Source organism: Asticcacaulis aquihabitans (genome assembly GCF_032490435.1).
GTDB lineage: Bacteria > Pseudomonadota > Alphaproteobacteria > Caulobacterales > Caulobacteraceae > Asticcacaulis.
On sequence record NZ_JAVGWM010000006.1, the window covers coordinates 71,807 to 95,129 of the forward strand.

Sequence of the window (23,323 nt, forward strand, 5' to 3'; positions counted from 1 at the left end):
TTAGTGTTCTCCGCCCGCTTGCGGATTACCCGACTGAGGTGTCGCCTTGACAGCATCGCCGTCGTTCAGGAAGCCCGCACCGGTCGTGACCACGTGATCCCCGACGGCAAGTCCTTCCTTGACGACAATATCCTTGGTCGGCGTGGTGGAGCCAATGACCACCTTGCGCAGGTGCACCTTGTTATCGGCACCGATCACATACACGTTCGGCACGTTCTCGGTATAGACGACGGCGATCTGCGGAATAAGAAGCACGTTCTGCATCCCGGCGTCGATGAAGCCGGAGGCAAACATGCCGGGGCGCAGCCCCGAAGACCAAGGGACGGAGATGCGGGCATAGCCCAGGCGTGTCGACGGATCGACCATCGGGGTGACGATGCGGACGCTGCCGGTCACGGGACCGGTCGATTCACTGGTCACCGTGGCCGCCATTCCGGCGCTGATATTATGGAGGTCGGATTCGACCACCTGCATGTTCAGTTCGATCCGGCCATCACGCACGATACGAAACAGTTCGGCGCCTTGCTGGATATTCTGGCCCAGAACGGCGGTACGATGCGTCACCATGCCGGAAACCGGCGCACGCACCGTGGCCATGTTGAGCTGGGTCTGGGCCGTCTGCATTGCCGCTTCGGTCGTCAGCTTGGACGCTTCGGCGTTGTCGAGGGCGGCAGCGGAGAGGTATCCCTGCTGGAAGAGGCTTTGGGCGCGTTGATACGCCTTATTGGCCTGATTGTAATTAGCCTGCGCCTGCTTCAACTGTGCCTGAAGAAGGACATCATTCATGCGCAGAAGGGGCTGACCTTGCTTGACCGACTGCCCTTCGTCGACCAGAAGTGCCACAGCGGTCAGGCCACCTGTCTCAGCGCCGACAATCACTTCCTGCCAGGCACTGATTGTTCCCGTACCCGCGATCTTCACGGGCGCCGTGGCATCACGGACGGTGGCAAAATTGACGACAGCGGCATGTCCAGCCGCGCCTTTTTTATCGCCATCTGCTTTCTTTTTGTCGCCGCAGGCCGAAAGACCGCTGCCCAGAACAAGCGCCAGCGATACACCGATTGCGAACACGGCGCGCAAACCGGGCTTGCGCCCCCCAATACCACCCGAAGTCATGCCCATTTGATCCTACGTTTTTGTCGCCCGCCGGCTTGCCGCCCCGAGAGATATTTTCTTATGTTACATGATGATGTGGCCCAGGTTGTGAGTCAACGAAGGCCACATTAAAAATAAGACACAAATGCGTACAAAGCGTTGCCTCCGCGCCACGCTGCATCGTTTTGTGCGCTATACCACAAAGCAACACAAACCTGTCAGCATTTTAAACCTTCACAAACAGGGAAAGGTGGTTAACTGGCCAGCGGCCGTGGGGTGGGACAGCGGACATAAAATCACGCTGCATTTTTATCTGGACACCGTCATTTTGGCGGCATCTGAATTGGTACAGGAGACGAGAATGGATTGGCAGGGCGGACGCAGGGGTGATGTCGAAGACCGGCGCGGGGGCGGCGGCCTTATTCCTATAGCCGGCGGCGGCGTTGTGCTTACAGTACTGGCCCTTATTGGTTATTTCGTCTTTGGCATCGACCCGTCTACCGTTATGAATGCCGGAAACCAGCTTCAAGGTCAGTCTCCAACCGCTCAGCAGGGTGCGGCGACCGGCACCTGCCCTCAGGGCGACGAGGCCTGCGATTTTTCCAATGTCATCCACACCTCGGCCAACGATACGTGGCAATCCCTGTTCGATGCGGCCGGAAAGCCGTACCATCCCTCCACCATTGTTCTGTACAGTCAGGGGACTCAAACCGGATGTGGGCTTGGCCAATCCGCCATGGGGCCCTTCTACTGCCCGGCAGATGAACGGGTCTATCTCGATCTCGACTTCTTCCACACTATGGACACGGAGTTAGGCGCCAAGGGCGATTTCGCCAAGGCATACGTCATCGCGCACGAGGTGGGCCATCACGTCCAGAACCTGCTGGGAACCAGCGCTGCGATTCAGCGGCAGGAACAGGGGTTAAGCGAAAGCGGTGCCAATGCCTTGTCGGTCAAGCTGGAATTGCAGGCCGATTGTTATGCGGGCGTGTGGGCCAAGGACTCGAACCAAAAGCAGCACTGGATTCAGGCTGGCGACATCGATGAAGCCCTGGGCGCCGCCAATGCGGTGGGCGACGACACCTTGCAACGCAAGGCGCAAGGCCGTGTCGTTCCCGATAGCTTTACACACGGGTCGGCTGCGCAACGCGTGCAATGGTTCAAGACCGGCTTCACCTCAGGCGACCCGGCGTCGTGCGACACATTTCGGTCCTGAAGACGGGCCAGTCCTGAGAAAGGTCATTTCTTAAAAGGGGAGCGCCACCGCCGCGAAGAGCCGTCAGTCGTGCGGCAACTTGTTCGCTAAAGGCACAGACGTTTCCCTCAATGCTTCGGCCGCACTCGCCGCCATGTGCGCGGCTCCCTTTGGCGACATGAGGGCCGCCGTCTTCATGCTGGCATGCGTAACACCGGCCAGCCGGGCTACGGCCATTTGCCGATAGTTATCGAAACCCTGAACCATGCAAGCGCCGGCTGAAGCCTTCGCTGCCGTCGCCAGGGCGCCGAGATAATCGCGCAAACCGTCTTCGTCACGCTTGGCGCCATCATACTCGATACAAACCCCGGACAGGCCGCACTTGGCCAAGCCGCTGATAATCTTGCGGTCGGGACTGACTGAGCCGACCGCGGTCATGCAATAGGGCTTTATAAGAGAAACGATTTCCAGCACGCGGTGTGGCGGGACACCATCAAGCCCTCGGATTTCAAACAGGACTTTCAGGCCCATTTCGGCAGCAGCCTTTTGGACTTCGGCGGTAATTTTTTGCCGAGCGCGCGCCGACGCAAAGGTCGAAAAGGCCGCCGGTACCACCATCATCATCTTGCGCTGTTCGGGTGTGCGCAGCCTAAGCAGCTTAAGTCCCTGATCGATATTCATGATATCGACCATTTCACGCAGACCCCAATCCAGATTGGCCAGGCCTTTGCGATCAAGCAGCGTATTATCGAGCGCCTCCATGACCATGGCCTCAAGCCGATGCCCAATCAGAACCATCTTTTTCATTTCGAAAAGCGGTTCTATTGCACTGGCAACCTTGAGGTTACGACCAGCATAGGAGACCGTGGCGGCGACAATAACCGGCCGGCTGCCGGCCTGCGCGCCTTCTGGCTTGCCATCCGTGGTGGAGGATCCATCCTGATGCGCACCGCCGCCGCGTGCCTTTATTGGGCCGTTTCCGCTCTCATCGACGTCGTAACAGGTGTTGATGTCTATCTTCTTCAACGACAAGCAGTCGACATCTTCGACCAGCACATCGTACAGCGGCACTTCAAGCGCCGACATGTCGCCGACGAAGAAACTACACAGTTCGCGCCACAGCTCCGTCATAAACAGAGCCCCCTTGCGCTTCCCAATCTCCGGTATCATGCCGAGGAAGCAATCCTCGTTTATGCCAATGCACCAGTTCGGTTCCGGATAGATGCGCTCAAACGCGGTTTTCAAATGTTCGAATACCAGCTCGCGCTTTACGTCCCATTTGATACCGAGACGTACGACCAAGGTATCGAGCTTGAGCAAAAAGGTGTGACCATTGATGTCGACATGGGTTTCGCGCAAACGCTCGACAATTTCGACGGCGTTGGCACGTTCAAGCATCAGTTCCTCGCGCCCGTTTACAAGTATACGCGGCAAAACCGTGATCGGCTCCCTCGGGGCTTCCTGGTGCATTTCGGACATGGTTGCACTTAGTTTATGATACTAACAGGCTGTCACCTTACCGACGTCGAATTGAGACAAGATTAACGCAGACTATTTTGCGAAACATAACTGCGTTTCGCGGAAAAGTTGTCGGTCACGCCTCCTTTTCCGCATTAAGCCGCTCGCTTCCGCATTAAGCAAGTGTTCACCCTGTTCCCGCAGAGTCGGCGCCATCGCGAATCTGCCCGCGGCCTTTACGGCAGCCGGCCCGACTGGAATTTTGGAAACCGCCTTGCCTGCCCCGCAACTGGCCCCTGATCTCGACGTTCCCGTAGCCCGGCCGGACTCCGGCCGGACGACCGTCAAGACACGCGCGCCCGCCGTGGAAGTCGGTGATACGGATGGACGTTCGGGGACGCCCATTCATTCCGACGAGGATCTGATCGTCCGCCTGTGCGGAATGCCGGTCAGCCTGGCCGCTCCCCTTCTACAGTCCGCCCTGCCCACCCTGACGCCCCAGGCTCTACTGGCCCTTGTCGCCGCCACCGGCGAAGCGCACCACCGCCTGATCGCCGCCAGGCCCGGTTTGGATTGGCGCGTTATCAAGGCTTTGTTCCGCAGTCATCACGACAGCGTTATTGCTATGATGGCGCGCAATCTGCGCCTGGATTTCGATGCTGAGGACGAAGCCGCCTTCGCCCGTCGCGCGGCAGCCAGTCCGGATGTCCGCGCCGCCGTCCTGGCACACCCCGGCCTGAAACACGCCAAGGCCAGTCTTCGACAAGACGTGACGCAAACCACCGGCCACGGGAACCTCAAACTTCTGGCCCTGTTGCGCGGCGGCGAGACTGCCGGCTTCGTTAGAGAAATGTCGCGCCGGCTGAAATTGGAGCCCGCCGGCTTAAGCCAGGCGCTTTCGTCGCCCTCGCCTGTTCCACTGGCTCTCGCCTTGTGCGCCGCAGGCCTGGATCGGGCGGTTTTTCTTCATGTCGTGTCGCAGTGGCAAAACCATCATGGCGGCGAGCCGCGTCTGGCGGAGGGACAAAAGCCGCTGATCCTGTCGGTGTTCAGCCTGGCACCGGAAATCGCACGCCGAAAATTAGCCGCCCTGATCAACCCGGCGGGTTGATCAGCAGTCGTCACATCCCAACCGCGCTACCGTCAAAAGACGTATACAATTTTGTTTTCATACGTGTTTTCGGATAAGAACCGCGCGTGTCGTCAGGGAAAGCCCTATAGACGAATACGGGAAACCTGATTAAATAGGGATCATGTCCCTACGTCTCGACTTCACCGCCTCCGATCGCCCTGAAGCCCAAGCCGCCTGCGCGCGGCTGAAGGCTCTGTATGGATCGGCCGGCAATCCGGATGTCGTAGTGGCGCTCGGTGGCGACGGTTTTCTCCTCCAAACCGTACATAAGTACCTGAAAGAGCAGATTCCCATCTTTGGTATGAATCGCGGATCGGTGGGCTTCCTGCTAAACGATTACGCTGAAGAGAGACTGATCGAGCGGATATTGAAAAGTGAAAGCACGCTGATCAGCCCCCTCAGCATGACGGCGCGAACACGTGCCGGTACGGAATACACCGCCCTCGCCTTCAATGAAGTGTCGCTGCTGCGTATGTCTCACCAAGGCGCCAAGCTGAAGATTTACATCGATGGCAAGGTCCGCCTCGACGAATTAATGTGCGACGGCATTATGGTCGCCACACCCGCAGGTTCGACAGCTTATAACCTGTCGGCGCATGGCCCGATCATCCCGCTGACCGCCAAGGCCTTGGCGCTGACGCCGATAAGCGCCTTTCGCCCCCGGCGTTGGCGGGGCGCCATCCTGCCGCACACCGCCAAGGTTCGTATCGAAACCCTGGAAGTCGACAAGCGCCCCATCAGCGCCGCCGCCGATACCTTTGATGTCCGCGATGTCGTCAGCGTCGATATCAGCGAGGCCGAAGATCTGAAAGCCACCCTGCTTTTCGATGCCGGCAACGGCTACGACGAGCGCGTTCTGGCAGAGCAATTCATGTCCTGACAGCGGTAGACAGGTGACGGCGACGGGTAAAAAGATCGTCCTTATTAGCGGTTCTTAAATTTCCTACGGTTAATGTGGGAGCCAAGAATTGCTAGAAGGTCGCCATTCCCCATGTCCATGTCTGAAAAAGTGCAGATTATTCAAGTTCCCAATACCTTGCGCGCCAAGGTCGGCGGCCGTTTGGGCGCCTTGGATTCAGAGGCGATCGCCAAGGCCGAGGCTGCCCTTGCCGACCTCTCCAGCCAGTTCGAAGACTGGTTGATGGATGAAATTCGCAAGCTCGAAGATGTCCAGGCCCGCATCAAGGCGGAGGGATTGAACCCACAAAATGCCGATCAGCTTTTCTATCGCGCGCATGACCTGAAGGGTCTTGGCACGACCTACGGCTTCCCCCTGATCACCCGTATCTCCGGCTCCCTTTGCAAGATGCTGGATGAAGAGGAAAAACGCGCTCAGGCCCCGTGGAAACTGGTCGAAGCGCACATGGATGCTATACGGGCCGTCGTGCGGGGACAGATCAAGACCGAAGATCATCCGACCGGAAAAATCCTGTCAGAGACGCTGGAGGCCCGCGTCAAGGAACACCTGGACAAGATCGGCCTCAATACCTGATCCTGCGCCTATCGAAATCAGAAGGCCCGCATGTGACATGCGGGCTTTTTTTTTCGTTAGCAATATCAGGCTGCCTTAAGAAGATCGTTTGCCGACTTTTCCGGCGACTTCGCCCAGCGCCGCCCCCGGCTATCGCGATCGAGACGTTCATAAAGATAGATAAGATCTTCGCGCGGTGCGAACGGCACCTGGGTCAGGAACCGTTCGATCAGACGCTCCTGCATGCGAATAGGATCGAGATGACCGGCTTCGGCTTGAAGCGTGTGATAGGTCTCCACCGCCATGCGGAAGGTCTGGAACATGCGCCCAGGGAGGCCCGCACGGTCATAGATGGCGCGCAATCCCAATGATCCGGCATCATGCACCATAAGCCAGGTCCGCTCATGCGGCACGCCGGACAATTCCGCCAGGGCGTGTTCGAAGAACGGCATATGTCCACGCGCCAGAGCGCGCAGTATCAAAGACGGTGTCAGTCGGCCTGAGGCCATCAAATGGCGGGCAAGCCCCTGGGGATCGAAGTTTGCGCCAGCCTGATCGGCCATATCCAAGGTGGCGCGCTCCCGGGCTGCCGTCACAATTTCCACCGCCGTTTCCGGTTTGATCGCGTGATGGGCAATCAATTGCTCCCGCAACGTGGCACTCACCACATTGATCAAGCGCTCGCTTACCGAAACGGGCAGGGTCTTGCGGTTGACCAATACACTATGCAGCACCTCGGAGGTACCGAAGCGGTCCATCACGCGGTTCATACCACCATCGGTAAACCGCGCATTGTCGTTGGCGCAGGCAATCACGGCCGCCTCTTCGACGCCAGTGTCCGCCAGCGCGGTCGTCACCACTTCGGATAAGGTTTCACGCTTGGCGATGGCGATCTGACGGACTGGCCCGCCGGAACGAATGATGTCGGCAAGGTCTTCATCGCTGAATATGGGGGAAAAGGTCAACAGCGGCACCGATACGGTGACCACGTCCTGAGCCAATTTCATGGCAACGTCGTGTGGCAAGAGTTCGGAGGTGCGCAACGTCACGGCCAGGGCGCGACGGACAAGCTCGGCGGCGTCCTGAGCCAGCATGCGGATAATTTCCTGTGCGGCGGCGCGATCCGTGTCGCCCAGACGCCCACGCTCCATCACCCGACATATCTTGTGCGTTGCGACGGCACGGTCGTCGGCATTTTCACTACGCACCAAACGCTCTATATCAATGTCGGACAAGGTCGTCCTGTGATGGAAGCTGGTTGCGGCGGTCATGATCGCGAATCCTTGCAAAACAATGAATGGGAGTGTCGCGCTGTAATGCTAACGAAACCTTTATTACCCCTTTTTCGACGCGCTCAACGCAAAAAACTTTACCACGATAAACCCTTGTATTTCTGAACTTGTCAAAATACCCGCTCTGAAAGAGGCAATAAAATCATATCGGTTTTTTACTTTTACCGATCGAATTGATGATCGAGGTAACCGCGCGGCAACGACTATAGGTTACATTGGCCGCAATGACCGCGTCCAGTAAGCATATGCCCCGCCCGTCCTCCCCCCCCATCCGCACCGCACGCGAGTGGGTCGTTCTCGACTATGGCTTATTGGCGCAATGGCGTTTGTCGCCGTATGCGCTCGGCTTTTTCGGCATCGGGCTGCCGCTATTTCTCGGGGCGGCGGCCGTCAGCGTACCGGTTTGGTTGCAAGCCATCTACATCGCTTTATTCGTGCTCAACTGGACTGTCTTCATGATTATGAAGGCGCAGGCCGCCAAACGCATGACAACCCATCCGATCCCCGACGCCGATATTCGGATCACGCTGATCCGCGAACGTCTGCGGCGCCAGTTTTTCGCAGGCGGACTTTGGGCAGCTTCGCTGGTAGCCATTTCGCTGAGCATGGCTGCCGCCGGCAATAATGCCGAGCTTCTGCTGATGATCTGCGCCGGGGCCGCCGTAGGCATAATCTTCTTCAGCGCCCCTGTATTGCTATGCTTGCTGATCCTGGGCCCGCTCGCCGCTGCAGGACCGATCTTCGCCATGCACTACCTGTATCCGAATGGCGACATCAGTCGTTTCATGACCGGTGGGATGGCGCTTGCGCTGGCCATGGGCTTTGTCCTGAACCGTCACATGCAGGAACATTACCTTCTGGAAAATAGCCAGCTTGAAACCGCGCGCGAGCGCGAAGCCGCGCGCGCCGACACCCAGATACTCAATGACGCCAAGATAGCCCTTATGGAAACCCTCTCCCGAGAAGTTCAAACGGGCCTGAAAAGCATAGAACAGAATCTGTTGCAGGGACTGACACACTTGACCCGCGCGCCCGCACCGCGTCAGTATGTCGATGGCGCCCTCTCTGAAGTGGCCCATCTTCAATCCATCCTGGTAACCACACTGGACAACGATACTGCGGCCGCGGGGCAAATCGAGCTGAACCTGCAACCGCTGGATATCGACCTCCTGGCCACACGCATGATGGCGCAGTTCGCAGACCTCGCGCGCGGCAAGGGCTTAGCCCTGACCTACAACGCGCAGGCCCTGCCCGCGAAGGGCGCCGTGCGCGGTGACGAACACCGTGTTGAACAGATTTTGGCGCACCTGCTCAGCAATGCCCTGCTGTACACGCAGCAAGGGCGGGTCGAATTGAAGCTCTGCCCCTTGTCCGACGGTTACCTGCGCATCGAGGTCGTCGACTCCGGCCCCGGCCTGAGCGAAGACGAACTGGAACAGGCCTTCCGCCCTCATGCCCGTATCCTGCGGACCTCCTCCGGCCATTCGGGTGCCGGGCTGGGCCTCAGCCTGTCCCGTTCGCTCAGCGAATTAATGGGGGGACGCACAGGCGCACAAAGTACATTGGATGTCGGCTCCAAATTCTGGCTGGATTTGCCGTTCGATACTAAGGCATCCGCGCCGCCACGTCCGCATGAACCAGAAAGCACCGAAGAGACGACCGCCGAGCATTCCCTTCGGGTGCTACTGATATCCAATGACAGCCTGCGCGCCGCGCAATTGCGCGACATGCTGGAACATCTTGGCCATAAGTGTCTGACGTCCACCTCACGCGAACGGGCGCTGACCCTGGCGAAGAAGGCACCGGTCGACGCCTGCCTGATCAGTATGGGCGCATTCGAGTCACTGGGTGATGCTGAAAATCTTACCCGGCTGGAGAGCTTTCTGCATAACTTGCGCAATACCCAGGCAAACGCCAGGCTCGACATATTGGCGCTGCTGCCGGATGGCGATCAGGCCGAGGCCCTGGACGGCCTCGGGGTAAAATCAATATTGATGCCGCTCAGTCGCGAGGCGCTGATCAGGGCCATGGCCCGCACATCAACCTCAGCCTGACAGATCGCCAAAGGCCTGGCCGTAAGGATTGGAGCGGCCCTTACTTCCGCCCTCGTCCGCCTCGGGGCCAAACGCCGAAAGCAGTTGGGTCGCAAATAGCGTGCCCTGCTGAGCGTTGTCCGAGCCGAACACAAGGCTGAGGATCGCCTGATCGGCCTTTACCTTGTCGATGCGCGCGGCAATCAGCGGATTACCGATTTTCGGCCCATCGTCCTCGATCGGGTCCAGTTCGCGAATCGTCACCGGGGCGGAACCGCCCGCTTTCGTCAGATTGGCCACGACATCGGTCACGTTCAATGCCTGACCATGGTTGTAAAAAATGCTTTTGTTGGCGCGCGCCGCAGCAGGAAACAGATTGGCGGCAACCGCCGACGGGCGAGTCTGGCTGGCTTTAATCAGGTCCGCGGCCCCTTCTGCACCCAGAAAATGCGCGACGTATAGTTCACCCTGGCTCGGCGTCCGGCCAATACGCCCCTTCAAGTAGGCCGCGTGACCCGCTGTCAGTTCGGCGCCCATAACAGCGCTGGCATTGGGATCATATCTCAGGCTCAGCACCTGCTTGCGCGCGGCTGGATTGTCGACGCGGTAACGGCCGTCGCGGCCAACCGATATCTGGTCCGCGTAGGAACCATAGCCGTGCTTGGCGCCATGCGACTTGACCATGCCGAGCCAAGTTTGCTCTATGAACTGGAACAGGCCTGCGGCTGAAGAGGTCGGCGCCTTGGCGTTGGGATTGAGAGAGCTTTCGCGCGTCGCCGTTTTGACCAGATAGTTGAAGTCGACGCCCGTCGCATCGGCTGCCCGTTGCAAGGCGCCCATGACGCCGCTACCGGCCTGGCGCGCGCCACCCGTGACGGAGCGCACCACCTGATCCGTCGTGCGGTTCAAGGCGTTGGTCTGGGTCTCGGGGGCAATATAGGTACGCATGACTAAAAAACCTCTATGCGGCAAATTTTGCCGCATATATGGTTAACATGCGTTTAATTCCTGAAATATCAGAAGCGGTCAGGCCTGTAGAGGCCATCATCCGCGCCGTCGCGCTGCTCGACAAGCGCCAATATGATCTTGGCCGCAAATGGCGCAAAGATATAGCCGTTGCGACGCACACCCACGGCCACCAACACGCCGGAAGCCTTATCACGGCCGATCAGCGGCCATCCGTCCGGAGTCGTGGCCCGCACGCCGGTACGTGGCTCAACCTCGTCGGGCAACGTGATTCCCATCCCCTCTGCGCGCGCCTTGAGGTCAGCCACAATGCCGGGTTCGACCTCACGGTCGGACTGGCCCGGTTGCATCGACGCACCGAACTTGGCCACACGGCCATAATCCGCCAGATAGCCACGCGGCGAGCGCAGGACGCCGTTTGCGCCGCGTCCGGGGATGTCAAAGAGGTGCCCCTTTATAGGCTCAAGGGTTCGAAGGCTGGGTATGTCGGCCGCTAGTTTCCGCGCCTCGAAACCCGCAGCAACGACGACATGATCGGCATGACGGATATCTCCGCCAGCGATCTCAACCGAATGCGCTGTGACACGGGTCACCTCACCAACGACGAAGTGGCCGCCCTTTGCCAGAAACTGCGCTTTAAAGGCCGCCATCGTAGCTTCCGCCTCGACCAACCAATCGTCGCCGATGCGAAGCTCCGCACCCGTTTGGATATAGGCGGCCCCCATGGCATCAAAATTGGCGGCGACGTCGGTGGTCTTACATGCCGGCACATAAACGCTCTGACCGGCATTTCGCGCCGCGGCCAGAGCCTGACGCACCGCTTCGGGCCACAGGTCGTCAAAATGGACCCATGCCGCCTGCGCCGCTTTCAAGCGACGATATCCGTCTATTGGATCGGCTTCGGCCAAGGCTTCTAACGCCGGCGCGATCATACCCGCCGCAACACCTGACGCCGTATCACGGGCATCGTCGCGCGCAATCACGGTGACCGCATGGCCCCTGCCCAGCGCCACAACGGCAATGACCAGGCCGACGATGCCCGCGCCGACGACGATAAAAGACTGAGAGGGGGTTTGCGCCATGGCTGTGACCTAAGCGATTCCGCTACGCGGCGCCATGCGGCAAGATGGCATTAGGGAGAAAAACGGTGATGAACCGGAACTACTGCGATGGTACCGCCTGCTGGTTTCGAACCAGCTACCTCCAGAGCCACAATCTGGCGCTCTACCAAGTGAGCTAAGGCGGCACGCTATCGCGAGGGGCCATCCTCTAATATGGCGCGGCCCCGCGATCAAGCCCTTAAAGTCATAAACAACGCAATTCTTGTGAAATCGCCTTGAGCCATTGAGCGAGAGCCCCGCAAAGCGGGCACCCGGCGCACCATGCCTCAGACTCGTGCAGGGTTGTGAGCGTGTCGCCCGTCCAATGCGCGCCCTCGCCTACTTGTAGCCCTTGGCGGCGATATAGGCTTGCAGATCGCTGATACGTGTCTTGTCCGAAGGATGGGTCGACAGGATCTCGGAGGGCGCGCCACTATTGAGAGCCTGCATATTTTGCCACACTTCGACGGCCGCGTTGGCACGATATCCGGCCTTGACCATCAGATCGACACCGATACGGTCCGCTTCCGATTCGTGCCTACGGGAATAGGGCAGAAGCAGGCCGACCTGCGCGCCAAGCCCACCATAGTTCGAGATCGCCTTCTGAACATTGCCTTTGGTCACACCGGTCGCTATTTCCAAACCCGTCTGAGTGGCGATCTGCTGGGAAGCCCGTTCGGCGGCATGGTGGGCTATAACGTGGCCCGTCTCATGACCGATAACCGCGGCCAATTGGTCATCCGTCTTCACGACCTTGAACAGTCCAGTATTGACCCCAACCTTGTTGCCAGGAATGACAAAGGCATTAGGCTGAGGATCGTCGAAGAGCACATATTCCCAGGTGCCTGGAATGCCGGACACCGCCGTGATACGTCCCCCGACGGCTTGGATACGCTTATTCAACGCCGGATCGTGCGAGATCTTGGCCGTCGCCAGCTGCTGCTGCCACGCTGCCGCAGCTTGCTGTTCAAGGGCAGAATCGTCGACGAGCAGGAGTTGGGACCGGCCCAGCGCTTCGTTGGTTTCGCAGCCGCCAAGTGCAAGAGTCACCGCGAGCAAGGCGGAGGCTGTCAGGGATTGGGTCAGATAGCGCGTCATGTAGGGTCCTGAGTTAGAGTGGCATTTGACTATGTCTAACCTGATGAATGCAAAAATAATATCCCGAACGCGCTCGTCGCACGTCCGGGATATCTTAATCCTATGTCAAAGGCTATCAGCTTAGCCAAGGGTCCATTTGATGCTGGCCCGTAGCTTGGCTCCTACAGCAATATCGCCCTGGGTCGTATCCACGCGGCCCTTCTCCTGAACCATGCGGACCGTCGCCTTGCCAAAGCCGTAGTTCCCCGGTGTTTCGGACAGAGGGGTGCAAGCCACGCGCCCCGCTTTGTCAAGGACCGTGCATTCGACCATTGCGGTTCCCTCAACTTCCGCCGTGGCCGCCTTTTCCGGATAGTAGTCGCTCAGGGCGGCAGAATCCGGAAAGCGCGTCCAGCGGACCTGAACAATTGCGGGCGCCAGGGTCGGCTGCACATCCGTGCCGCCCGTGATGGTCGGCTGCAATGTCGGCGGACTTACCGGACCGTTTTCCACCTTGGGCCCAAGCGTTGGAGGAACCGGCAAGGTTTCGACCGTGGTAGGCGGCGCTTTCACAGGGTCATGGATCACAACCTTGCTGGCAGGCGGCTCCTGCGGGGTAGGCGCAGGCGGCGTCGGCAGGGGCAAGATTTCAACTGTATAGGTCGGTCCGTCCGGGACAGCTTCCACGGGCGCCAGACTAAAAGTCTGATTGAAGAAATAGTATAGTAAAGCCAGATGCAGTAATACGGCAAATAGAACACCCCAGTAGAAGGATGCAGGTAACTTCTTGGGCTTCGCATCGTCATATAGCGGCGAACGGAAGCTTGGAACCGTATCGATCATAATAAATCTCCTCCATGAATAAAGACATCACGCAGAGGGGATTACAGCCCTGCCTAGCAAACAACACAGAACTGTACACGCCTGCATCCAGAGTCTGGCTTATTTACTTTTCTTATATATCAAGGAGCATACTACCACTTTGCTTTTGACGCAATCGTCAAAATGCAATCCATTCTCAGATGGCAAGGTCTTGGTGCACAAAAAAACGCCCCGCATCTTCATGCGGGGCGCCTTTCATTCGCCGTGAATTCGGAGACTTAGCCCAAAACCCACTTATAGGTGAACTTCTTCCGGTCGCCATCGCGAAGTTCGCCACCGACCGAGCTCGGCTTAACCTTCGCGTACTTGACGAACAGCTTCACAGTTGCCGCACCGAAGCCATAGCCCTTGGGGCTTTCGCTGATGATGTTGCAGCCCGTGACGCGGCCGGCGGTGCTGACGGTACAGTCGATCGTGACAGTGCCTTCAACTTCGTCGTTCGCGGCGCGTTCCGGATAGGAATCGGCCATTTCGCCCGACCCCGGATAGCTCCACTCACCGGACACATAACGCGGACCGGGAGGCGCCACGGGGGGCGGTTCGCCGGTATTCATTTGTGCCGGAGGCGCCGAATATTCGACCTTCTTTTCGATCGGCACCGGCGGCACCGGAATCGGCGGCGGCGGCGTCACGCTCGGAACTGGCGGCGTCTCACGCGGTTGAACCACGGGGGGCGGCGGCAGCTTGGTCGGCGGCGGCGGAGGCGGAGGCGGCGGAGGCGGAGGTGGCGGTGCGACTAGGTCGACGTTCACCTTCTCATCCGTATACTTGACTTCCTTCAGCTCAAACTTGGCTTGCAGGAAGTAGTAGGCAATACCCAAGTGCAGGGCGACGGCAACGCCGATCCCGGCCCAGAGCGAAGGCGGAATGCCTTTACTCTCGGGCGGATCAAGAATCGGGTCCCGTTTCCTATGGGGTGTTTCTTCCATAAATAGACCCTCTTACTTAGCGTCGTCTTCACCCTGAAGAGCGACGCTGTAGAAACCGTTGTCCTGCAGCTTGTTCATCACCTTCATGAACTCGGCATAGCGAGTTTTCTTGTCGGCACGAATGAAAATACGCTCTTCTTCGGGGTTACGTTCACCAACGGCCTTCTTGAGGTCATCCCCAAGGGTGTCGAGCGACGTAGGATCGTTGGCGATAAACACGTCTGCATTCTTCGTAATGGAGATGTAGACGGGTTTCGGCGGGTTTTGAATTGGCTTGGCGACTGCCGGAGGCAGGTTCACTTCGACCGACACAGTGGCGAGCGGCGCCGCCACCATGAAGATAATCAGCAGAACCAGCATAACGTCGACGAACGGCGTAACGTTGATTTCCGCGTTGGCCTCGACGTGAAACTTCGAGCCGCCACCACCTGATAGCTTGGCTCCCATACTACTTACGCCCCTTTGTCGAGTTGACGCGACAGGGAGTTCATCAGTTCAGAAACGAATTGTTCCGAACGTGTGCCGTAGTTGGTGATCGACTGGTTGAAGATGTTGTACATGACAACGGCCGGGATAGCGGCGATCAGACCCAGGCCGGTAGCCATAAGGGCTTCGGCGATACCCGGAGCGACGACGGCCAGGTTGGTCGTGTGCGATTGGGCGATACCGATGAAGGAGTTCATGATGCCGTAAACGGTACCGAACAGACCGATGAACGGACCGGTCGAACCGACCGAAGCCAGGAAGGACAGACCGCCCGAAAGGCGCTTGGCCAGACCGGCTTGAACAGCGGCAACCGAAGCTTCAGCGCGGTGCAGGGTGGCGTCGCGGTGCTCGCCCGAGATGGACAGGCCGGCTTGCTTCGACAGTTGAACTTCTTCGGTGGCCACGGCGGCCATGTCGGCCAGCGGGTTACCGGCGAATTCGTCAGACACCGCAATACGGTTGATGTCAGCGATCGAGCGGGCGCCACGATAGGCTTCCAGGAAGTTCGTGGTGACGCGGTTGAGCGAACCGAAGTCCAGCAGCTTCATGACCAGCAGGATCCAGGAAATGACCGAACAGACGGCCAGCAGGATCATGACCAGCTTAACGACGATGGTGGCGCCAGCGAACATCGATACGAAATCGACATTGGCATTGACGTGCGCCGGAGCGGCGGCCGAGCTGTCGCTGCTGTCGGTGGTCGCAGCGGCAGGAGCCGTGGCAGCCGGAGTGGCTGCAGCCGGGGCCGCGGAGGTGGCGGCCATAGCGGGAGCGCTCATGAGCAGCGCGGCAGCGCCAAGCAGAGCAATGAGCGGGTTAGATTTCTTATGTTCGAGCATTTTTCGCCAATTCCTGAATATGGACTTCACCCACCGAAGGGTTGACCAAGGACTAAAGGGGAAGCGTTTACCCCATGTTAAAAACAACAGACGCGCAAAAAACCATGGACAATCAAGTCCTTGGCTCCCCACACTTCCTCGTGCCCCGACTCCAATACGTACAGAATCTGACGTCCGTATCACATCGTACCGGTACACAAACTTTGCCAGTATGGACCATTAAGACCCAAAAGGCGACCTCTTTGTTACAGGCTGTTACACCTGTGATGCAAAGCGGTTTGGGCCTAAATGATCCGGCAACGCCTTAAACGTCAAGGTGTCAGTTACAGACTTTTCACGCCGATGTGACCTCCAAGGTGAGGTGCTTAGCAAAATGTGAACTAAAAGTTCAAACATGTCCGATAGTTAATGTTGCAAAGGGCTCGCAAAAAAAATTATCCGAGGGTCAAAAAAAATTTCATCTCCAAACAGTTTTCTCGCCTGAGAACGCTTTATACGCGAATTTTTCGAGACCCAGTCAACCCGCAGAGTCTCGGTCGACATGTTAGCGCTCACAAAACGGCGTTATAAGGGATTGCGACTCGCGCGCGGAGCGAAGGAAGCGGCCTCATCAACCAGCTGTACGGCGCATGAAGGCCAACATGTAATATTACTCTGTCGGGTATTTTGGGCGGAGCGCTTTGAGGCTATGTGACCGAATGCCGATTTCTCCGCAAATCTACGCCAGATAGACATAAGCAACCCATCTGCCGGACCCCTTATATTTTTCCGCTCATGCCTTCCCTGCAAACGCATCGCTTGTTGACAGTCGTTCTGAAACTATCACCGCTAAAGGAGAGCTGTCATGTTGGACTCGGAACGACTTGTTGTCAGAACCCAGTTGGCCGCGCATTTGGTGGTTTTTACGTGTGAAGGCTACGCCGGGGACGATATAGCCCTCGACATTATCGAGCACATCGCGCTGCGCATGAAAACGCGGGAAGATAAAATCGTGCACGAGGTCGGCACCGCGGTTCGCACGACACTCATCAAATATGTTGTCGGCGAACTCAGCTTCAGCGAAACACTTGATCATTTCACAGACCTGGCGATGGCCGCACCTGTCGGCGCCGCAGAACTGATTGAAACCCTGCACCTGCACGAACGCCCGCGGTAAAGGACGAGGGTTGGGGCGCTTAAGGGTACATTGGACCTCTAAGGGTTTAGGCGATAGCCGATCCCCGGTTCGGTGACGATAAATCGCGGATTCAGCGCGTCGTCCTTCAATTTCTCACGCAAATGTTGGGTGTGAATCCGCAAATAGGTCTGGTTATCCGGGGAGTGCCGGTCCCAGACCTGCTTGAGTAGGGAGGCATAGGTCAACACCTTGCCGGAATTGCGCGCAAGCACAGTCAGCAGGCGATATTCGATCGGCGTCAGCCTGACGTCTTCGCCGTCCAACCGAACCCGCCGGGCCGCGCTGTCTATCGTCAATCCATCATAGTCGTACACAAAGGGCGCATCCCCCTTCGGCCGGGATGCGTGACGCAGGGCGACCTTTATGCGGGCGATGAGTTCACCGGCTGCAAACGGCTTTGTCAGATAATCGTCTGCTCCGAGTTCCAGGGCCTCAATCTTGTCACGCTCCTGACCGCGTGCCGACAGAACGATAATAGGAGTCGTCGTCCATTCACGCAGATGGCGTATGATTTCCATCCCGTCCATGTCCGGCAGCCCCAGGTCCAGGAGAATCACATCCGGGGTCTGGCTGGTTGCCAGCCGTAGCCCTTCCCTCCCCGTTTCAGCCTCAAGGACGGTCATGTCATTGGCGCCAAGCGTTGCCCGCAGAAATTTGCGTATGTCAGCTTCATCCTCGATGGACAGGATGCGAATGCTATCGGTCATGGCGTCTCTTTTGGCAGGTCCGGAACGATGGGCAGGGTAAAGATAAAACTGGCGCCCGTCTTGTCCGAATTGTTGCGGGCGTAGATCATCCCGCCGTGAGCCTGGACAATGCCCCGGCAAATGGCAAGGCCGAGCCCGGTGCCGCCCGCCCGGTCGGAACTTAGCGTTTGAGCGGTCTGGAATTGTTCAAAAATTCGCGCCTCGTCCCCGGCCTTCAGACCTGCGCCATTGTCGGAAATGCGTATGCGCAGCCGATCCGCATCGCGTTCCGCCGCGATGACGATTTCGCCGTCGGATGCCGTATGCTGGAACGCATTCTCCAACAGGTTGACAAAGACCTGTTCGACCAGCCCGCCGTCGATCTGCACCATCGGCAGATTACCGACAATCTGCGTACGTAATTGCCGATTTTCCTTCGTCGACTGAACCTGGCTAAGCGCGGCACCGATGATTTCCTGAATCATATAAGGCTGGAAATTGAGCGTCATCTTTCCGGAGGTGATGGCCGCCATGTTCAACAGGTTACCCACGAATTTTTGCAGGCGGATCAGTTGCCCCCAAAGCGCCGTCAATTCGTCCATCGCCTTGCGCGGCAGCTCCTTACGCATCTTCAGCAGGAGACTGACCGAACCATTCATAACGGTCAGAGGCGTACGCAAATCATGAGACAGAGACGACAACAGGACATTGCGCAGCCGTTCGTTCTCGGAGTCGATCTTGGACCGTTCGGCTTCGTCCGAGCGGCGCGCCCGTTGCAGCGCGCCGGCAACCAGACTGGCAAAGGTTTCGAATTGCAGGATTTCTGACCCGGTAAAGCGACGGCCACTAGCGTTCGGCGTCAGACCCATCACACCCAGGGTTTCGTTTTCGGCCTGCAAGGGCAAATACAGCCCAGACGCCGATGGCAAGGTATCGGTATCGCGGCCCGCCATCTGAGTGTTGGCTGCGACCCAGCGCACCGCGCTCATTTCCTTCATGTCTTCCGGTTCGGCGCTCTTCGGAACGGACCGCAGGCCCTCAGGCGCATCGACGAACAGGCTTACCGCCAGATTATATGGCGCGCTGAGGTGCGAAATAGCCACTTCGCATATCCGATCCACACCCCGAACGGCAGACAAGGCCCGCGTCAATCCATACAGAATTTGGGTTTCGCGTTCACGCTCGCTGACCTGACGGGCATGCCGAGACAACCGCGCCGTAAGCGATCCCACGACCAGGGAGGTTACCAGCATGAAGACGAAGGTTATATAGTAGTAAGAGTCATAGAAGTTGAACGTGTAATAGGGTTCGGCGAAAAAGAAATTGAATGCCGGCACGCTGAGTATCGATGCGACAACGGACGGCCCAAGACCAAGTCTGGCCGCCACAATAACCACGGCCGTCAGGTAGAGCATGGTCAGATTGTCGGAAGGCGTGTTATCCCGAAACGGCAGGCCCGCCAGCGTCGCCAAAGCCACGGCGGCAAACGCCAGGCCGTAATCGATCGGGCGTGCGATAAACGGCCTTATGGACGAAACGACATTTTCGGTGACGCTATCGGGCGCAGCATCGCCGTTAATAACCGCTATCTCGATACCATCGCTGTTTTCGATCAGTTGCTGGGCAAAGGCCGTGCGAAACGGTTTCAGCCACCACTTGGTCCGCCTGTGCCCGACCATGATGCGCGTAAAGCCATTCTGGCGCGCATAGGTGAGGATATCGCGCGCCGGCTGGGCTCCGGATAGCCTGACGACCTGCGCGCCAAGATTTTCCGCCAGGCGCAGATATTGCTCGACGCGGGCGCGCGATTTCTCATTGAGCATTTCGTGTCGGTCGCTTTGCAAATACACCGCAAACCACGGCGCCCGGCCGCGCGCCGCCATGCGCTTGGCGTGGCGGATCAAGCGCGTTGACAAGGGATCCGGGCCGATCAGCAACATGATCTTGTGGCCCAGTTGCGCCTCGTTCTGCCCCATGGCGGCACTGAGTTCATCGCTCTGGGCATCGACGCGTTCAGCCGTTCGGCGCAGGGCCATTTCGCGTAGAGCGAGTAGATTGCTTTTTTTGAAAAAGTTTTCGGCGGCGCGCGTATTGGCACCTTCGGCGACATACACCTTTCCGTCAGCCAGGCGCTTGAGCAGTTCATCGGACGGAATATCGACCAGGGCGATATCGTCCGCCGCTTCAAATATGGTGTCCGGCACGGTTTCACTCACCCATACCCCGGTCAGTCGCGCGACCTGGTCGTTGGCGCTTTCCAGATGCTGGACGTTCAGGGTGGTATAGACATCTATCCCGTTGTCGAGCAGTTCCTCGACATCCTGCCAGCGTTTGGGGTGGCGTGAACCTGGCGCGTTGGTGTGGGCAAATTCGTCCACCAGGATCAAACCGGGCCGCCGCGCCAGGGCGCCGTCGAGATCAAATTCGGTCAGTCGAATACCGCGGTGATCGATCTCCAGCATCGGGAGGACCGGAATGCCCTCCATCAGGGCCTGGGTCTCGCGACGGCCATGGTGCTCGATCACGCCGCTGACCACGTCGATGCCGTCCCTCAGGCGCGCCCGCGCCTCATTGAGCATGGCATATGTCTTGCCGACGCCGGCCGACGCGCCGAAAAAGACTTTCAGACGGCCGCGACGCGGCACGCCTTCGCCCCCGTCATGGTTGACGAGGGCGAGCAGCTTATCAGGGTCCGGTCGGGTGTCGGGACTCACTTCATCTTTCCATCGAGCCTCAGATTGAGCTCTAGCACATTGACGCGCGGCTCACCGAGAATGTTGAAGGTACGATTATAGGACGATTTCCTTATCATCGCCTTGACCGCATCATCGCTCAGACCGCGTGCGACGGCGACGCGGTGGGCCTGATACAGGGCTGCGGCTGGTGTGATATCCGGGTCCAGCCCCGATGCCGAAGCCGTCACCAGATCGACGGGGATGGGCGCGGTGTTGCCTGGATCAGCGGCCTTCAGCGCAGCCACCCGCGCCTTGACGGCGTCCATAAGTGCGGGGTTATTAACGCCGAAATTAGACCCGCCCGATGCGCTGGCGTTGTAGGGCGTATTGGAGGTCGCCGAAAGGCGGCCCCAAAAATACTTCGGCTGTTCGAAATTCTGACCGATCAGCCGTGACCCGATGACGCGACCCGTCTCGTCGCGGATCAGACTGCCTTCCGCCTGGGACGGGAAGGTCAGGTGCAGGATGCCCGTCGTCACCAGCGGATAACCGACGCCGAGCAACAGGGTGAGAAGGAGCGTCGACACCAGGGCCGGACGCAGGTTGGAAGCCAGGGCTTTCATATGAGTTCTCCTTGAGCGAGACTTAAAATCCGCACGACGGTCAGGCCAGTCCCACGGCCGCAAGGCCCATGTCGATGAGCTTTATGCCTATGAAGGGGGCGATGATGCCGCCCAGCCCATAGACGAACATGTTTCGCGACAACATCTTCGCCGCCGGTTCGGCGCGGTACTTCACCCCTTTAAGGGCCAGCGGGATCAGCGCGATGATAATCAGGGCGTTGAAGATAACCGCCGCCAGTATGGCACTTTGAGGCGATTTCAATCCCATCACGTTGAGCGCGCCCAGGACCGGATAGGTCGTGGCGAAGGCCGCCGGAATGATGGCGAAATACTTGGCCAGATCGTTGGCGATGCTGAATGTGGTCAGGGCGCCGCGCGTCATCAGCAGTTGCTTGCCGATCTCGACGATTTCGATCAGCTTGGTCGGATCGGAATCCAGGTCGACCATGTTGCCGGCTTCCTTTGCCGCCTGGGTACCGGAATTCATCGCGACGGCGACGTCCGACTGGGCCAGTGCCGGGGCATCGTTCGTCCCGTCTCCGACCATGGCGACCAGCTCGCCGCCTTCCTGCATCTGACGAATGTATTTCAGCTTGGTTTCCGGCGTTGCCTGGGAGACGAAATCGTCTACCCCGGCTTCTGAAGCGATGGCGGCAGCGGTCAGAGGATTGTCACCTGTGATCATCACCGACTTGATGCCCATCTTGCGCAATTCGGCCAGGCGCTGCTTGATATCGGGCTTCACGATGTCCTTAAGATAGACGACACCCAGCACCTGGCTGTTTTCGGCGACCATCAACGGTGTTCCGCCCTTTCGCGCGATGTCTTCGACTTGGGTCGTGACCTCCGCCGGCACCGCGCCGCCCTTCAGTCCGACAAGCTTGCCGATGGCGTCGCCCGCACCTTTCATAATGTGGCGTTCCTTGATGACGATGCCGGAAACCCGCTGATCGGCGCTGAATGGAATAAAGGTGGCGTCAAGGGAGGCGGCCGCCTTTTCCGGCAGGCTAAACAGACGTCGCGCCAGGATGACGATCGAGCGCCCTTCGGGGGTTTCGTCGGCCAGGGACGACAGTTCTGCGGCTTCGGCCAGTTGTTGCTGGGTGACGCCGGGTGCCGGAAAGAACTCCACGGCCTGGCGATTGCCAAAGGTGATAGTGCCCGTTTTGTCGAGCAGCAGGACATTAACATCGCCCGCGGCTTCGACGGCACGGCCGGAGGTAGCGATTACGTTAGCGCGGATCAGGCGCTGCATGCCGGAAATGCCGATGGCCGACAACAGACCGCCGATAGTCGTGGGAATCAGGCAGACCAGCAAGGCGACCAAGACCGTAATCGTAATAACCGTCCCGGACCCGGCGCGTGTGACGCTGAACAGCGAGTACGGCAGCAAGGTGGCGCAGACGAGCAGGAAAATGATGGTCAGCGCCGCCAGCAGGATCGACAGGGCGATCTCGTTCGGCGTCTTCTGACGCTTGGCGGACTCGACCAAACCGATCATGCGGTCAAGAAAGCTTTCGCCGGGATCGGACGTGACCCGCACGACCAGCCAGTCGCTGAGGACACGCGTCCCCCCGGTGACGGCATCACGGTCGCCGCCGGATTCGCGGATGACCGGGGCGGATTCGCCGGTCACCGCGCTTTCATCAACGCTGGCGACGCCTTCGAGAACCTGACCATCGGTCGGTACGAATTCGCCCGCCGAAATGACGACGATATCGCCTTTGCGCAGGGAATTGGCCGGAACGGTGGTGAACTTATCGCGGTCGGAGGCCTTGGCCAGTTTTTTGGCCAAGACGTCGCGGCGGGCCTTTTTCAGGCTGTCGGCCTGGGCTTTGCCCTTGCCCTCGGCGATCGCCTCGGCGAAGTTGGCAAACAACAGGGTGAACCAGAGCCAGAAGGTGATCAGGCCGACGAACCATAAAGGCTGGCCGCCACCGATAAGCGCACCTGGCCGCACCACCATCACCGCAAAGATGCCGGTTGTAATGATGGACCCGACGAATACCAGGAACATGACGGGGTTGCGCAGTTGGTAGACCGGATTGAGACGCAGGAACGTGGTCTTGAGGACGGCGCCAAGGTCGGCGCCATCTAGAAGGCCGGTTTTTTGGACATGAGTGGTCATGAGTATTGCCTTTAATCATTTTCCGGGGCCTGACGGCTCCGGCAGGGCGGGCGCGCCATCGTGCGAGACGGCGCGCCCG

The 23,323-nt window shown here is 58.7% G+C and carries 20 protein-coding genes and 1 tRNA gene; 6 read left to right on the forward strand and 15 right to left on the reverse strand.

Going from position 1 to position 23,323, the window contains the following annotated elements:
• A complete protein-coding gene (locus tag RCJ00_RS19360; protein WP_316223996.1) occupies nt 1-1,116 on the reverse strand; it encodes an efflux RND transporter periplasmic adaptor subunit in 1,116 nt (371 codons plus the stop codon).
• 340 nt (nt 1,117-1,456) lie between these two features.
• On the opposite strand from RCJ00_RS19360, the gene ypfJ reads away from it, so the two are divergent.
• Nucleotides 1,457-2,311: a KPN_02809 family neutral zinc metallopeptidase gene (gene ypfJ, locus RCJ00_RS19365; RefSeq protein WP_316223997.1), complete on the forward strand. Its 855-nt coding sequence runs from the start codon at nt 1,457-1,459 to the stop codon at nt 2,309-2,311.
• Nucleotides 2,312-2,374: 63 nt separating this feature from the next.
• Here ypfJ and RCJ00_RS19370 read toward each other — a convergent pair whose 3' ends face one another.
• Nucleotides 2,375-3,769 (reverse strand): hypothetical protein, encoded by a 1,395-nt coding sequence (locus RCJ00_RS19370; protein WP_316223998.1) that lies wholly within the window; start codon nt 3,767-3,769, stop codon nt 2,375-2,377.
• A gap of 253 nt (nt 3,770-4,022) precedes the next feature.
• Between RCJ00_RS19370 and RCJ00_RS19375 the strand changes: the two genes are divergently transcribed.
• The 3 genes from RCJ00_RS19375 to RCJ00_RS19385 all read left to right on the forward strand — a co-directional run bounded on the left by RCJ00_RS19375 (nt 4,023) and on the right by RCJ00_RS19385 (nt 6,372).
• A complete protein-coding gene (locus RCJ00_RS19375; protein WP_316223999.1) occupies nt 4,023-4,859 on the forward strand; it encodes a DUF2336 domain-containing protein in 837 nt (278 codons plus the stop codon).
• A 142-nt stretch (nt 4,860-5,001) separates the two neighbouring features.
• Nucleotides 5,002-5,760, forward strand: a complete 759-nt coding sequence (locus RCJ00_RS19380; protein WP_316224000.1) for an NAD kinase — start codon at nt 5,002-5,004, stop codon at nt 5,758-5,760.
• 117 nt (nt 5,761-5,877) lie between these two features.
• Nucleotides 5,878-6,372, forward strand: coding sequence for an Hpt domain-containing protein (locus RCJ00_RS19385; RefSeq protein WP_316224221.1), 495 nt, complete (start codon nt 5,878-5,880; stop codon nt 6,370-6,372).
• Nucleotides 6,373-6,437: 65 nt separating this feature from the next.
• Here RCJ00_RS19385 and spbR read toward each other — a convergent pair whose 3' ends face one another.
• Nucleotides 6,438-7,622, reverse strand: a complete 1,185-nt coding sequence (spbR, locus tag RCJ00_RS19390) for a SpbR family protein (protein ID WP_316224001.1) — start codon at nt 7,620-7,622, stop codon at nt 6,438-6,440.
• A gap of 266 nt (nt 7,623-7,888) precedes the next feature.
• Between spbR and RCJ00_RS19395 the strand changes: the two genes are divergently transcribed.
• Entirely contained in the window at nt 7,889-9,697 is a 1,809-nt protein-coding gene (locus tag RCJ00_RS19395; RefSeq protein ID WP_316224002.1) for an ATP-binding response regulator, read from the forward strand.
• On the opposite strand, the gene RCJ00_RS19400 is transcribed toward RCJ00_RS19395, so the two are convergent.
• From RCJ00_RS19400 to RCJ00_RS19435, 8 genes are all read right to left on the reverse strand, one after another.
• Entirely contained in the window at nt 9,689-10,624 is a 936-nt protein-coding gene (locus RCJ00_RS19400; RefSeq protein WP_316224003.1) for a transglycosylase SLT domain-containing protein, read from the reverse strand. The two genes, RCJ00_RS19395 and RCJ00_RS19400, sit on opposite strands and share 9 nt — an antisense overlap.
• 68 nt (nt 10,625-10,692) lie before the next feature.
• Nucleotides 10,693-11,724: an NAD(P)/FAD-dependent oxidoreductase gene (locus tag RCJ00_RS19405; RefSeq protein ID WP_316224005.1), complete on the reverse strand. Its 1,032-nt coding sequence runs from the start codon at nt 11,722-11,724 to the stop codon at nt 10,693-10,695.
• Nucleotides 11,725-11,812: 88 nt separating this feature from the next.
• A tRNA-His gene (locus RCJ00_RS19410) sits at nt 11,813-11,888 on the reverse strand.
• A gap of 193 nt (nt 11,889-12,081) precedes the next feature.
• Entirely contained in the window at nt 12,082-12,840 is a 759-nt protein-coding gene (locus tag RCJ00_RS19415; RefSeq protein ID WP_316224007.1) for a M48 family metallopeptidase, read from the reverse strand.
• Nucleotides 12,841-12,960: 120 nt separating this feature from the next.
• Nucleotides 12,961-13,662, reverse strand: coding sequence for an energy transducer TonB (locus tag RCJ00_RS19420; protein ID WP_316224008.1), 702 nt, complete (start codon nt 13,660-13,662; stop codon nt 12,961-12,963).
• 257 nt (nt 13,663-13,919) lie between these two features.
• On the reverse strand, nt 13,920-14,630 hold the full coding sequence (locus RCJ00_RS19425) for a TonB family protein (RefSeq protein WP_316224009.1): 711 nt from the start codon (nt 14,628-14,630) through the stop codon (nt 13,920-13,922).
• A gap of 12 nt (nt 14,631-14,642) precedes the next feature.
• On the reverse strand, nt 14,643-15,077 hold the full coding sequence (locus RCJ00_RS19430) for a biopolymer transporter ExbD (RefSeq protein WP_316224010.1): 435 nt from the start codon (nt 15,075-15,077) through the stop codon (nt 14,643-14,645).
• A 5-nt stretch (nt 15,078-15,082) separates the two neighbouring features.
• Nucleotides 15,083-15,955, reverse strand: a complete 873-nt coding sequence (locus tag RCJ00_RS19435; protein WP_316224012.1) for a MotA/TolQ/ExbB proton channel family protein — start codon at nt 15,953-15,955, stop codon at nt 15,083-15,085.
• 844 nt (nt 15,956-16,799) lie between these two features.
• On the opposite strand from RCJ00_RS19435, the gene RCJ00_RS19440 reads away from it, so the two are divergent.
• A complete protein-coding gene (locus RCJ00_RS19440; RefSeq protein ID WP_316224013.1) occupies nt 16,800-17,111 on the forward strand; it encodes a hypothetical protein in 312 nt (103 codons plus the stop codon).
• Between the two features lie 38 nt (nt 17,112-17,149).
• On the opposite strand, the gene RCJ00_RS19445 is transcribed toward RCJ00_RS19440, so the two are convergent.
• The 4 genes from RCJ00_RS19445 to kdpB are packed head-to-tail and all read right to left on the reverse strand — an operon-like array spanning nt 17,150 to nt 23,244.
• The gene (locus RCJ00_RS19445; RefSeq protein ID WP_316224014.1) at nt 17,150-17,839 is read right to left on the reverse strand and encodes a response regulator; all 690 of its coding nucleotides are present in this window, start codon (nt 17,837-17,839) and stop codon (nt 17,150-17,152) included.
• Nucleotides 17,836-20,532, reverse strand: a complete 2,697-nt coding sequence (locus RCJ00_RS19450; protein WP_316224015.1) for a DUF4118 domain-containing protein — start codon at nt 20,530-20,532, stop codon at nt 17,836-17,838. The genes RCJ00_RS19445 and RCJ00_RS19450 overlap by 4 nt, the downstream gene beginning before the upstream one ends.
• On the reverse strand, nt 20,529-21,107 hold the full coding sequence (gene kdpC, locus RCJ00_RS19455; RefSeq protein WP_316224223.1) for a potassium-transporting ATPase subunit KdpC: 579 nt from the start codon (nt 21,105-21,107) through the stop codon (nt 20,529-20,531). The genes RCJ00_RS19450 and kdpC overlap by 4 nt, the downstream gene beginning before the upstream one ends.
• Nucleotides 21,108-21,156: 49 nt before the next feature.
• Nucleotides 21,157-23,244, reverse strand: coding sequence for a potassium-transporting ATPase subunit KdpB (kdpB, locus tag RCJ00_RS19460; protein ID WP_316224017.1), 2,088 nt, complete (start codon nt 23,242-23,244; stop codon nt 21,157-21,159).
• Between the last annotated feature and the right edge of the window lie 79 nt (nt 23,245-23,323).